This is a genomic window from Lysobacter enzymogenes, assembly GCF_017168095.1.
In the GTDB taxonomy this organism is placed as follows: domain Bacteria; phylum Pseudomonadota; class Gammaproteobacteria; order Xanthomonadales; family Xanthomonadaceae; genus Lysobacter; species Lysobacter enzymogenes_D.
Genome location: NZ_LXSD01000052.1, coordinates 1 through 12,120, shown reverse-complemented (window position 1 = coordinate 12,120; position 12,120 = coordinate 1). Strand labels below are relative to the sequence as shown.

Genomic DNA, 12,120 nt, shown 5'->3' with positions numbered 1-12,120 from the left:
CCAGCCGCGTCCACCTGCGCCGCGGCTACCGCCAGGCCGAGAGCCTGCACCTGGCGCCGCTGGCCGACGCCGTGCGCAGCGGCGACGCCGACACCGCGCTGGCGCTGCTGCGCAGCGGCGAACTGCGCGGCGTGCACTTCCACGAGGACGTGCACGACCCGCTCGCCGGCAGCGGCCGCGAGCGCCTGCTGCCGGCGTGGCGCGCGATCGGCGAAGCCGACGATCCCGAACAGGCGCTGGCCCTGGCCGCGCGCCTGCGCCTGCTGACCGCGCTGCGCGACGGCGGCCAGGGCGCGGCGCCGCTCAACGCCCGCATCGAGGAAGCCCTGGCCGGCGCGCACCGCGCCGCCTACTTCCACGGCCGCCTGCTGCTGATCACCGAGAACAGCTACCGCCACGGCCTGTTCAACGGCGACATCGGCGTCTGCCTGCGCGCGCGTGCCGCCGATGGCCGCGAAGATCCCGCCGCCGGCACCGTCGCCTGGTTCGCCGGCGGCGCCCAGGGCGTGCGCGCCTTCCACCCCTCCGCCCTGCCCGCGCACAGCGGCGCGTTCGCGATGACCGTGCACAAATCGCAGGGCTCGGAGTTCGAACGGGTGTGGCTGCAACTGCCGCGCCAGGACGCGCGCCACCTCTCGCGCGAACTGGTCTACACCGGCCTGACCCGCGCGCGCGGCGAGGTGCATCTGGCCGCGAGCGAGAACGTGCTGCGCGCGGCGCTGGCGCGGCACGCGGCGCGGGTGTCGGGGTTGGCTTGGCGGTTGGCGTGAGAGGGGCGGATCAGTCGGTGGTTGCGGACTCGTAAGCGACGCACGCGCGGCGATTTCTGGCGCGTCCGGATTCGCTGAGGTTGTCGCCGACCGGTCGAGCAGCGCCGTAACCCTTAGGTGGGCCTAGCCTTGTCTCGGGAATGCCGTTGGCGATGAGCCAGCGGTGTATGAACTCGGCGCGGCGCAGCGATAGCCGCATGCAATCGTCGGCACTGCACTCATGCGTATCGGTGTGGCCGACTGCGCGCATTCGCGTCCCGGGGCAATGGCAATATGACGATTGAGCAGCTTTTACGGCGCCAGCTTCGGCAGCTTTTCGGCCGCGGTCTGCACGATTCCGAGTTTTTTACCGAAACGCTTGAAGAAATCGGGCTCTTCCAAGCCTATGCCGTAGGTCTTTCCGAGCTCGGACGTCACGTACGGGGTGTCATAAGAGATAAGTCTGAAATACGTATTGCGCGGTTGCCTCAACACCACTGCATCGGCCGAGAAAATTATTTCCCGCGATTCGTTGACTTTTCCGGCAATGATGTAGTTCTCGGATATCAAAATAGGGGCCGGGCCGCAGAGTTTTACTTTTTCTTCATGGCGGATGTCGCCTTTCAACACTTGTCGGACTTTCATGACATACACCGCGCTAGGATCTTGCCCTCCGCAAGGTCCGAGGCTGGCGCCGACAATGAGGCCGGACACGATGGTGTCTGATTGGTCATAAACCGAGCCGAGCGGACGAGTGATACCATTCTCCGCGCGACTTGTGAACGGGGAAAAAAGAAGGGCAAGAAGAATAATATGCGCCTTTTTCATTGCGATTTATCCTTTTGGTCGAGGTTCTGGTGTCCCCCGGCAGGATATCCAAGTAACTTTTGGAAATTGTCCGCATCAACTTCATACGCTGATCCAGGGCCCATATGCTTCCCGCTATCGCGTTCTTCATTTAACGTATGCGTTTGACCTTAACGCACTCTTGTAGTCTTCGATCTCAAAAAACCCATGGGAGAATCGGTCAAAGAACTCTTCGACCTCGCGTCTTGGAAGGTTATAGCCGTCGACGAGGACTATCACCCTTGCACCAACTGAACCGGGAAACTTTGCAGCAAGTAGCCCATCCAGTGCGGCGTCGATGCATTCAAACAGCCGATCCTGAAGCCTGCGGAGATGGTCTTTGATTTGAGTCTTTTGCCACGGGCCTTCCTCGACTAGAACGAGGTTCCATTCACCGGGCTGCTCGCCCTTTGCCACGAAGTCAACGGTAAAAGTCGACGGGGTGCTCAGATGTCTCCTAACATCCGGGAGGGCGATGGACGCTGCATGCCTTCATCCTAGTCGGTTGGCCAGGTTTTAGCCCAGCCCTTTCCGCGTTTTTCCCGACGGGCGTTACTGCGCGCCCGGCCTGAACGTCGGCAAAGATTTTCTCCTGGCCTTTCGATAGCTGTGCATCTCCAGTCTTGGCCTCAACGATTTAATCGATCTTGCCGGCGTGGCTTCTCGAGAAAAGCACCGCAACTGTTTGCGGCGATTTCAGTTGTCCAAGTCAGACCCATAGCTAATATGTGCTCGTCTATTCGTTGCGCGCCCCACCTCAGTCAGGTTGTTACCAATGGGGCGAGCGCTGCCGTAACCGCGAGGTGGATAGAATCGAGTGGCTGAAATTCCCTTCCCAATAAGCCAGTCTTGAAATGCCTTAGCTCTTCGTAATGACAGTGCATTGCAATCGGATGCCTGACATTCAACGTTATCGGTAAATCCAACGACCCTGAATTTTTCGTCTTTGTTAAATTTTTTGATAAGTTCAAGATCGTGCGCCAAGGCCAGCCTCGAATCTCCAAGGGTGGTCGACAGGGCCGAGTGGATGGCCTCTTCACCTTGAGGAGAATTTTCTTTGAAATATATCCCGCGAAACTCATCATTATTAACAAATGCCTTGCTTCGATCAGGCCGGGACGGCGTTTCATGTGTGCTGCTGCATGCAGCAAGGAAAAAATAGAGCGCCGCTAGCATGAAGATTCGCTGTAATGCAGACATCAACAGTTTCCTCCGGTATACGAGCCGCAGGCCGATTCTACGGAGCGCCGCGCTCGATTTTGGATTAGTTTTTCGTCAAATCCTTCGCCCGGGTTCCATGGTGCCCAAATGTTTTGCCCGTTCTGAAGGTACTCATTCGCTTTCTGATAGTACGCTTCTGCCCAATATCCATGCACTTCCCTATTCATGCGATCAGCTCGAGTGGCTGGGTACCCGGATTCAACGATGCGCGCGCCGTGATCGCCCTCATGCAATGCCCGCATTGCGACGCCGTGAGCCAGATCCGATGGCACGCTCTTGCCTACAATTTGTGCGAGATCGAAGGTGACGTTCCCGATGCCCTTTTCATTCGTTTCAGTCATTGCGTAGCCGGTCTTGACCGGGCCGAATTTCACGGTAACTCCTTCCTTGCCTTTTTCCCCATAGAAATTAACGCTCTTTTGCAGCGCAGCTCTCTGATCCGTGGTCAAACGAGGGTTAGTGGCAGCTGATCTGGCTTTATCCATCGCTTTGTCGAACATATCGCAATCAGCCTTGCCGCCAGAGCAGACATAGCGACCGTCTGGGTCGACAAATTTGTAAGGATTTCCGGCGGCGTACCAGTAACGGTTAAAACTGATGCTTTTCACGATTTGAGTTGGGACCGGATCCACGCTAACAAACCTGCCCAGTTCCTGATCGTAGTACCGTTGTTGCATGTAACTAAGGCCGGTCTGAGCGTCGCTTACGTGGCCGGTATATCCCGGCCCGTCCTCCAGCGGCCGATTGATCAATCGGCCATACGGTTCGTATTCGCTGCGCTCGACGACGTTCTGCTTCGCATCGGTAACCGCCACCGGTGAGCCCAGCGCGTCGGTATGGATGTACTCCACCACCGTCTGGGCCTGGGCGGTTAAGGCGGCGACCGTCAACCCGGCCGCCGAAATCCACTTCAAGATGTTCCTTTTCATGCGCCTTCTCCTTAATCCATCGGCTCAGTGCGGCGGGTCGCGGGATAGGCCGGCGTCGACCACGCCGAGCAGCCCCCGGTACCGCATGCGCGCACGGCGTAGTTCAGGGCACAGTACTGACCACTCGAAGTGGAGACCACCTGGGTCGCCGTGCCGCGGTACAGCAGCGTGCCGGTATCCGACGATTGCAGTTCATAGTTCTGCGTCTTCGCGGACGCGTTCCATCGCACCGTGCAGGTGTCGTTAACCACGCGTCCCTTCAGGGTGTTGCGCAGCCAGTCAGCCAACGTGATGGCCGGTGTGGCTGGCGGCAGGTCCACGGTGATGAAGCGAACGTCGGCGTAGGGGCCGCAGCCAGCAGCATTGCAGCCGCGCACGCGGTAGCCGTAACGACCGTCTCCGCGGTTCCAAACGGTCTTGCCGAGTACCGGCTCGTCGTAGACCAGTGTCCAGGCGGCGCCTTCGCGGCTCTCTTCCAGTTGGTAGCTCGTGGGCGTGCCGACGCTGACGTTCGTCCAACTGACCGGGAACGTGCCGGTATTGCTGGTGCCGTCCAATGTGATGGACGGCGCCACGGTCGGAGGACCGTACACCTGCACATTGATCTCGGCCGACGTGGCACCGCAACCGGCGGCGTTGCAGGCGCGCGCTCGATAGCGATAGCCGCCGGTCGTTCCGCCCGTGATGGAGCGGCTGGTCGCCGCGGCATCCTGGATCAGCGCCCAGGGGGCGCCCAGAGCGCTTTGTTCCAACTCATAGCGGCTCGCGCCGCCGATCGCTGCCCAGCTAACGGTGAAGCTGCCCGATTCGGCCTGAGCCGGTGCGGCTAGCGAAGGCGCGGTTCCCGGCGGGTACAGAACCGAAACGGCACTAGCGGCGGAGATTGGACCGCAGCCTGCCGGATTGCAGGCCTTTACCCGGTAAGCGAAGGAACCATAGGGCTTGGCGCTGAACGACCGAGTGAGGTCGGTGCCGGTGTAAGCGGTTGACCAGGCGTCGCCATTGAAGCTTTCCTCCAGCACATAGTCGGTGGCGCCGCCGACAGCGACCCAGTTCACACCGTACTGACCGTTCAAGCCGGTCGCGGGTACGGTAAGTGTTGGTGCTTCGGTCGGCGCGCGTTGGACCTGCACGGTTGCTTCGACGCTCCAATTCCCGCAGCCGCCGGCGGCGCTGCAGGCGCGCACCCGATAGCCATAGCTGCCGCTGGCGTGGCCCGTGATTGTTCGGCTGCGCTCGCTGCCGCTGTACAAGGCTTGCCACGCGCCGCCGTTCGTCCGCTCCTGCAGCTCATAACTGCCCGAAGCGGTCACGTTGGTCCATTTGACGGTATAGCTGGTTTGGGAGACATAGCTCGGAACGTCCAAGACCGGCAGGTCCGGTGCCGTCGGCGTAGTGGCCTTGGCGACTAGACTGCCGTTCAAGGTGAAGTAGGCGATGTCCTTCTCCTTGCGGAAGTCGCGCTGGTAACGCAGCACGCCATCCTGGCTGTACATCGAGACGATGCGGCCCAGCGAAGGACTGGTGGACAACACGCGACGGCCGTGGGCGTCGTAGCGATAGGATTCGGCATCCTTGGCTTCGCGCAGGCGGTTGCCGAAGTCGAAATCGAACGACTTGCCGTTCTTGTTGCGCAGGTTGCCCTGCTCGTCGTAACCCAGGCCGATTACACCGGCGCCGTCCGGCGTCTTGACCAGTTCGAGCTGGTTCAATCGGTTGTAGTAGTAGACGTGCTGACGACCCGGAACGGTCGCCGTGCCGGCAACGTCGACCGTACGCAGATTGTCGAGCGCGTCGTAGCTGTAGGACGCATTGCCGAACATCGACGACGCAGCGGCCGTCAGCCGGTCCAATCCGTCGTAGGTCATGCTGCGGTTGCCCGGTGCGCCCGCGCGGCCGTCGCTGATGGCGGCGACGTTGCCGTTGGCGTCGTAGTCGTAGCTGTCGTCCAGCACGGTGGCCGTGCCGGCGTCGCGGCTGCGCTCGGCGAGGCCGCGCGCGTTCTGCTGCAGGGTATGGACGATGCCGTTGCCGTAAACGAAGCGCGCCATGCCGCCGTTGGCGAAATAGCTCACCTCGCTGGCGTAGCTGCCCGCGCGCGTGGGTTGGCCTAGGCCGTTGGTATCGTAGGCGACCTGTTGCCCGTTGGGATAGGTGTGCGAGGCGAGTTTTCCCTCGTTGGTATAGCCCAGCCCGAAACCCCACTCGAAGCTGTCGAAAATCATTTGCTCGGCGGTCGGCAAGCGCAGTTTGTTGTACGAGTAGCGGTTGGTGACCGTGTCGCCGCCGGGCTTGTTCTGAGTCGCGATTTCCTTAGGCAGGCCATCGGGGTAGTACGTCCAGGTCTGGTTGCCGCGGCCGTCCGGGAAGCTCAAGGTCTTGACGCGATTGCGCGCGTCGTAGGTGCGGCTGACCGCGCGGCCGGAGGCCAATGCCTCATCGCGATTGCAGTTGTCGGTCGCCCCCAAGGGCAGGCCGGACGCGCTCCAGGCGGGATTGTTGGCCGCGTCGTACCCGACCACGGTGGCGCCGGTTTCGGGCTCGATGGTCTTGCACAGGCGATGCTCGCCATCGAAGACGTAGCTTCGGGTGACCTGCGTCGCGCCATCCTCGCTGCTGCGGCGAATCGCGGTCGCGGCGCCGAGAACGTCGCGCCAAATGTTGGTGCGCGCCCCTTCGGGATGAGCGATCGACACCGGCGCCTCGATGCTGGGTTGGTCGAAGGTCTGGTAGGCCGTGGTGGTTTGGGACTGGCGCGGGTCGGTGGTGCGGGTGAGGAACCCCGCCAGATACTCGGTGCGCGTACTCAACCGTCCCAGTTCGCTGTCCTGCTGAATCAGCGAGACCCGGCCGAGAGCATCGTAATCGGTGTAGGCGCCCTTCAACGTCGTGGAAAAGACGTCAGGAAAGGCTCCGCCATAGCCCAGCGGATAGCTTGCGAAGACCGTTCGCCCTTTTTCGTCGTAGCGCTGCACGCGCGCGCGCAGCGTGCCCGGGATGTCGGCGCAGTCCCACTCGTGGGTGAGGACCGGACGCCAGAAGCCGTCCAGGAACACGTTCTTGCAGTAGCGTCCGCCGACGACCGTCGTGTGCATCCAGTGACCGGGCGCGAGACCGTACTCCGTCATGTCCCGACGGGTCAGGCTGATCTGCGTCGAACTCCAGGCGTTGGTATCGCCGGACGGCGGCGTCACCGTCTTCAACCGGCCCGCCGGATCGTAGTCGTAGCCTGTGGTGTAGCCGTTCTCGTCGGTCACCGAACTGAGCCAGCCGTTGTCGTCGACGACGGCTGAGTCGCTGCTCGCATCCGCGTATTTGATCGATTGCGGCACGCCGCGCTTCCAGGCGCTTAGGGTTGTGGCGTTGCCGGCGCCGTCGGTGACCGTGGCGAGAGTGCCGTCGGCGTTGTAACCGTAACTTTCGATCAAACGGCCGAATGCGTAGCGTTGCGAAGGTCGCGCCTGGGCGTCGTACGTGGTTTGCGAGGTGACCCAGCCGGTGTTGGCGTTGGTTTCCTTGGCCGGTTGTCCCAGCACCCACAGGGCGAGATCGTCGTGGTACTCGGTGGCGGTGGTGCGGCTGCCGTCGTTGGCGGTGCCGGAGGACCATGCCGTCGTGTTGACCGGCCGCGCCAGTGCATCGAAGGCGTTGATGGCGCGGTTGAAGACGGCGCCGTCCTGCTGCGTGGACACGCTCTTGAGCGGCCGATTGGAATTGGGCAGCTTGTCCGCGTACTCATCGCCATTCGTGCCCATCCAATCGGGAAAGGGCATGCCGCCGGCTTCGACGTCGCCGACGTAGGTGTTGAGCGCGGTACGGTAGGTCGTGCCAGCTTTCCTGGTTTCGACTTTGAGCAGCTGCCCCTCGTTGATGTCGCGGTCGCGGCCGAACGTGTGGACGTTCTGGGTGCCGTCGGGCTCGGTGACGGTGACGGTCTTGTAATTCGGCGCGGCCGGCGCGTACTTGGCGTTCCAGCCGGCGCCGATGTCCCAGCGCGATTCGTCCTGGGGCTGGTAGCCCTCGCCCAAGCCATCGTAGCTGTAGCTATAGACTTTTTCCGGTACGCCGGCGGCGGCGATGCGCTTCTCCACGATCGACCAGGTATCGTGGAACGTGGAGAAGCGGTTGCGCTTGCTCTTGCCTTCGTCCAGGCCGGTTTCGCACCAGTAGGGAACATTGGTGCGCCCGTGCCGCATCGACTTGAACACGTACTCGGCGACCGCGCCGGAGGGATGGACGATACGCGCCCGGCTGATGGTGTCCTTCAAGATCGCGCCCGGCGAGCACGGCACGTTTTGCTTGAGATAGGTTTGATTAGTTTCGGGGTCAAGTAGGTACTCGGCGACATCGAGCCGGAAGGCGTCGAGTTGCGCCGGTCCCTCGTATTTCCATTCGGTGCCGTCGGGATTCTGGACGTTACCGCCTTCGCCCGAGGGGTAGCTGAACGTCCAGGTCCGGCCGTTGGCCGTGGCCGAGAGGAGGTTGGTCTGTACGTTCCCGGCGAACAGGTACGGCACCGGATCGGTGTACGTCATCGTGATCTCGCGCCCGTCGTTCGCGTAGATCCGCTTGGGATGGTCGTACTCCCACTCGTACTTCACCCAGTTGCCGAAGCGGTCCTCGATCTTGGTGACGTACAGCTTGAGCTTGTAGCGATGCAGAAGGGCGTTGGAGACGTTGTATCCCCAGGGATGGGTGATCGACGAGTAGCGCCGATAAACGAGCCAGTCGAAGGTGTACTTGCTGCCGTCGGGCGCATAGCCGACGAGGCCTTTGCCGGGGCCGTTCTGCACGCCGGGCAATTCGGAGAAGTACCAGCCGTCCTTGGTGGCGAAGGTGTAGGTCACCGAGTTGTTCGGTTTCACTCGCTTGGGATCGTCGGTGATCTTGAGCAAATCGCCGCCGCCGCCGCCGTTGAGGGTCAGGCGGTTGCCGCTCCAGAACATCGAATAGTCGAAATCGACATAGCCGTTGTTGACCGGCGGCGGCACCGGCACCCAGCCGTTGGCTTCAGCGCTTTTGTTGTGGTGCACCGCGCCGACGTAGGGAATGTCCAGGTCCCAGTTGCCGTTGAGCGGCCCGCCGGTGACGTCGTGCGGATCCAGGAAGATGCCGAGCGACACCGGCAGCGCGCTGTTGCCCGGCAGCGAAATCAGGTCGTGGCTGAAGCGCACGGTCCCGTTGAACAGGTTGACCTTGTCGCCGAACGCTTCGTCCGACAACGGCGAGATGTTTTCGGTCGCGCGCACGCGCCTGGCGTATTCGTTGGGCCAGTCGGTGTGCTGCGCGCGCGCCGGATTCAGCGCGAACGCCGAGGCCAGGAACAACGCCCACGCCAAGCCGAATCGCAACGCACCGCTGCGAAGAAATCGCTCATTCATCGAATTCATAGAATCGTCCATGGATCAGCCGTTGCGGCTGAAGCTGCCTATTTCTGGGGCATCCTTGACCCACCCCGAGTAGATCATTGCAGCAATGGAAATCAAGATTCAAGTCACATCGATAGCGGGGCATAAATCGCGTGACTTGCTTTGATCCCTGCAGTTGTAAAAAGCAGGATTCGATGCGCCGATCGCTGATCAGCAGCCAAAAAAAAACCCGCCGCCTCGACCGCGAGGCGACGGGGATCCACACAACGAAACGGTCCGGCGCTCAGCGCCGCGGTATCGCTCAAACCAGCGCCGCATCCTCGTCGCTGGGCGTATCGTCGCGCCGCGCCGGTGCGGTCTCGGCCTTGGCCGCGGTGCGCGTCTTGCCCGGGCGCTTGCCGCCGTTGTCCACCGCCTCGGCGATGGCTTCGATCGCTTCCACCACCGGCACCGCGATCGTGCGCGGTTCGCCGGCTTCCTTGGCCAGGCCGTGGGCGAGCGCGGCTTCGGCTTCCTCGGAGGCCTTGCGGAAACGCTTGGCGTCGGGGCACAGCACCTGCATGTAGTCGGCGTCGAAGTTCAGCCGTTCGACCAGGAAGTCGACGAACGCGCGCACCTTCGGCGATTGCACCTGGCCGCGCGGGAACACCGCGTTGAATTCGTACTCCGGGCCGGTCCAGCCGGCCAGCACGCGCTGCACGTAGCCTTGTTCGGCGAAGGCCTTGACGGTGACGTCGGCGGCCAGCATCAGCGCTTCGCCGCACAGCAGCGCGCCGCGCAGGGGGCCGGGGTCGTTGGCGACCATGACCGGGTCGATCACGTAATCGACGGTGCGTTCGCCGTCGCTGAGCGGCCACACGTATTCGTTGTTGCTGCGCCGCGACTTGGGCATGGCCAGGGTGCGGTGGTGGCGCAGGTCGTCGGGGTGCAGCGGTTCGCCGTGGCGCGCCAGGTAGTTCGGGCTGGCGTAGATCTGGGTGCGGAACACCGCCAGCTTGCGCGCGATCAGGTTCGAGTCCGGCAGCGCGCCCACGCGCAGGGCGACGTCGATGCCCTGGTCGATCATGTCGACGGTTTCGTTGCTGAGGTTCATCTCCACCCGCACTTCCGGATGGCGGGCGTGGAATTCGCCCAGCAGCGGCGCGATCCAGGTGATGCCGACCGAATACGGCGCGGTGATGCGCAGCCAGCCGCGCGGGCCGCCCTGCAGCTGGCCGACCGCGCTTTCGGCCTCGCTGAGTTCGCGGGCGATGCGCTGGCAGTGCTCGAAGTAGACGTTGCCGGCTTCGGTCAGGCCGAGCTTGCGCGTGGTGCGGTGCAGGAGCTGCGCGCCCAGGCGCGTTTCCAGTTCCTGGACTTTGCGGCTGACCGTGGTCTTGGGCAGGCGCAGGGCCTGCGCGGCGGCGATGAAGCTGCCGCTTTCGACCACCTTGACGAAGATCAGCGTGTCGTTGAGATCGTGAGCCACGGGGTTGGACTCCTGGTTCGATGGCTGGAACGCAGCGCCGCAGACCCGGGGTCGGCAAGCGATTGTGTTCGAACGCGAGACGGACGTTGTGTCGATGTGTACGTGCAGCGGTGAGGCGTGGCGCGCTGCGGGCGCGCCGGAACGGCTGGCGTCGTCGCGCCGATCGCGGCGCGGCGGCCGGCGTGCAGCCGGCGAATCCTTTGCGGTTGGCGCCCGCCGGCTCCTGCCGGCGCGGTGGATCGTTGCGGTGTCGGTCGTTTGTCGGGTGACGGCTGTCACCGGCGTGGATTGATCGCCTCCACTGCCGCCGTCCGGGGCGAACGCCGAAAGTAGCCCCGTCGTGCGATGCCCTGCGCGGCGGCCCCCCTTCGCAGGATCGGGGTTGGGGCGCGTCCGCCGGCCTTCAAGGGGAGCGGAGCCGGGATTGGACCGTTGCCGGGACAATTATTCCCTGAATCCCGGGCTAATCAAGACCCGTTCGCGTCTCTAACCTGTGCCGCACATCGTCACGAGGTCCCCCCGCCATGTTGACCCCACGCCAAGCCAGGTACGCATTTTTGCCAGTCATGTCGGTGGCCATGTCCGTCCTGATCGGGCTGGCCGTGGTCGTGTTCCGCCAAGGCCTCGCCCAGGGCGCCGAAGAGGCCTGGATGCTGGCCTGGGTGCTGGCCTTCACCATCGCCCTGCCGGCCGCCATGTTGTTGATGCCGGCGGTCGGCGCCGTGCTCGCGCACTACACCCGGGATGACAAGCGTCACGGGATCGTCCCGGTTGTGGGAGGGAAAGTCCCAGGGGCGGGACAATGAAAGCCCCGTTGGTTGTACTCGGTGCCACCGGCGGCGTCGGCCGCGGGGTCGTGCAGGCCGCGATCGACAGCGGCCGCCCGGTTGTCGCGGTCGCGCGCAGCGCCAGCGAACTCAAGGCGCTCAAGGCCGGCTACCCCGACGCCGACCTGACCGTGCTCGCCGGCTCGGTCGCCAACGACGCCGCCGGCGCCAAGCTCGCGCGCGCCCTGCGCAAGCTCGGCCGCCCGCTCGCCGGCGTGGTCGCGGCGGTGTGCGGCAGCGCCGAGCGCGGCCGCCTGCTCGACAACCCGGCGCAGTTCCTGCGGCGCAAGCTCGACGAGGATCTCCTCCCCCACCTCGCCGCGGCCCGCCACCTGCTGCCGTTGCTGGCCGAACGCGACCGCGGCGGCACCTACGTGCTGATCGGCGGCCCCGGCAGCGAGCACCCCTGGGCCGGTTACGGCCACCGCTCGATCGGCGCCGCCGCGCTGCGCATGCTCGCGCGCGTGTTGCACGACGAAGCGCGCCAGCTGGCGGTGCGGGTGCAGCTGCTGGCCGTGGACACGCCGGTGTGCACCGAGTTCAACCAACGCCATTCCTGCCCCGAATGGCCGAGCGCCCTGTCGGTCGGCCAGCGCGCGATGGCGCTGATCGATCACGACATCAGCGAAGAGCCGCCGCGCCCGATCGTGCCCTACGCGCTGCGCGCGCCGGCGCCGGCGTTGCTGCCGCCGCGGGCGCGGCCCGCGTCCG

At 63.9% G+C, this 12,120-nt stretch carries 6 protein-coding genes and 3 pseudogenes; 3 read left to right on the top strand and 6 right to left on the bottom strand.

All coding sequences use genetic code 11. The features are described 5' to 3' along the window. A pseudogene (locus A7A76_RS01550) lies at positions 1-764 on the top strand (ATP-binding domain-containing protein); the annotation flags it as partial. A 16-nt stretch (positions 765-780) separates the two neighbouring features. Here the strand turns inward: A7A76_RS01550 and A7A76_RS26170 are convergent. The 6 genes and pseudogenes from A7A76_RS26170 to A7A76_RS01520 form a co-directional block, all read right to left on the bottom strand. Then, a pseudogene (locus tag A7A76_RS26170) lies at positions 781-1,032 on the bottom strand (OmpA family protein); the annotation flags it as partial. Positions 1,033-1,061: 29 nt separating this feature from the next. Beyond that, positions 1,062-1,577 carry a hypothetical protein gene (locus tag A7A76_RS01540; RefSeq protein WP_206409542.1) on the bottom strand — a complete coding sequence of 172 codons (516 nt, stop codon included), beginning with the start codon at positions 1,575-1,577 and terminating at the stop codon, positions 1,062-1,064. Between the two features lie 714 nt (positions 1,578-2,291). Beyond that, positions 2,292-2,795 (bottom strand): OmpA family protein, encoded by a 504-nt coding sequence (locus A7A76_RS01535; RefSeq protein WP_206409541.1) that lies wholly within the window; start codon positions 2,793-2,795, stop codon positions 2,292-2,294. After that, complete coding sequence (locus A7A76_RS01530; RefSeq protein WP_206409540.1) at positions 2,795-3,745, bottom strand: RHS repeat domain-containing protein; 951 nt, start codon at positions 3,743-3,745, stop codon at positions 2,795-2,797. The genes A7A76_RS01535 and A7A76_RS01530 overlap by 1 nt, the downstream gene beginning before the upstream one ends. A gap of 11 nt (positions 3,746-3,756) precedes the next feature. Beyond that, complete coding sequence (locus A7A76_RS01525; protein ID WP_206409539.1) at positions 3,757-9,135, bottom strand: RHS repeat protein; 5,379 nt, start codon at positions 9,133-9,135, stop codon at positions 3,757-3,759. Positions 9,136-9,619: 484 nt separating this feature from the next. Beyond that, positions 9,620-10,582, bottom strand: a pseudogene (locus A7A76_RS01520) (LysR substrate-binding domain-containing protein); the annotation flags it as partial. 524 nt (positions 10,583-11,106) lie between these two features. Between A7A76_RS01520 and A7A76_RS01515 the strand changes: the two are divergent. Together A7A76_RS01515 and A7A76_RS01510 are read left to right on the top strand one after the other, a co-directional pair. Further along, the gene (locus A7A76_RS01515; RefSeq protein ID WP_343225262.1) at positions 11,107-11,388 is read left to right on the top strand and encodes a DUF2798 domain-containing protein; all 282 of its coding nucleotides are present in this window, start codon (positions 11,107-11,109) and stop codon (positions 11,386-11,388) included. An 8-nt stretch (positions 11,389-11,396) separates the two neighbouring features. Continuing rightward, the coding region (locus tag A7A76_RS01510) for an SDR family NAD(P)-dependent oxidoreductase (protein ID WP_206409536.1) at positions 11,397-12,120 on the top strand (724 nt) is incomplete at its 3' end.

Coding starts and splice junctions, on each gene's coding strand:
- A7A76_RS01530 (WP_206409540.1), bottom strand. CDS start 3,745: ATGAAAAGGAACATCTTGAAGTGGATTTCGGCGGCCGGGTTGACGGTC.
- A7A76_RS01535 (WP_206409541.1), bottom strand. CDS start 2,795: ATGTCTGCATTACAGCGAATCTTCATGCTAGCGGCGCTCTATTTTTTC.
- A7A76_RS01540 (WP_206409542.1), bottom strand. CDS start 1,577: ATGAAAAAGGCGCATATTATTCTTCTTGCCCTTCTTTTTTCCCCGTTC.
- A7A76_RS01525 (WP_206409539.1), bottom strand. CDS start 9,135: ATGAATTCGATGAATGAGCGATTTCTTCGCAGCGGTGCGTTGCGATTC.
- A7A76_RS01515 (WP_343225262.1), top strand. CDS start 11,107: ATGTTGACCCCACGCCAAGCCAGGTACGCATTTTTGCCAGTCATGTCG.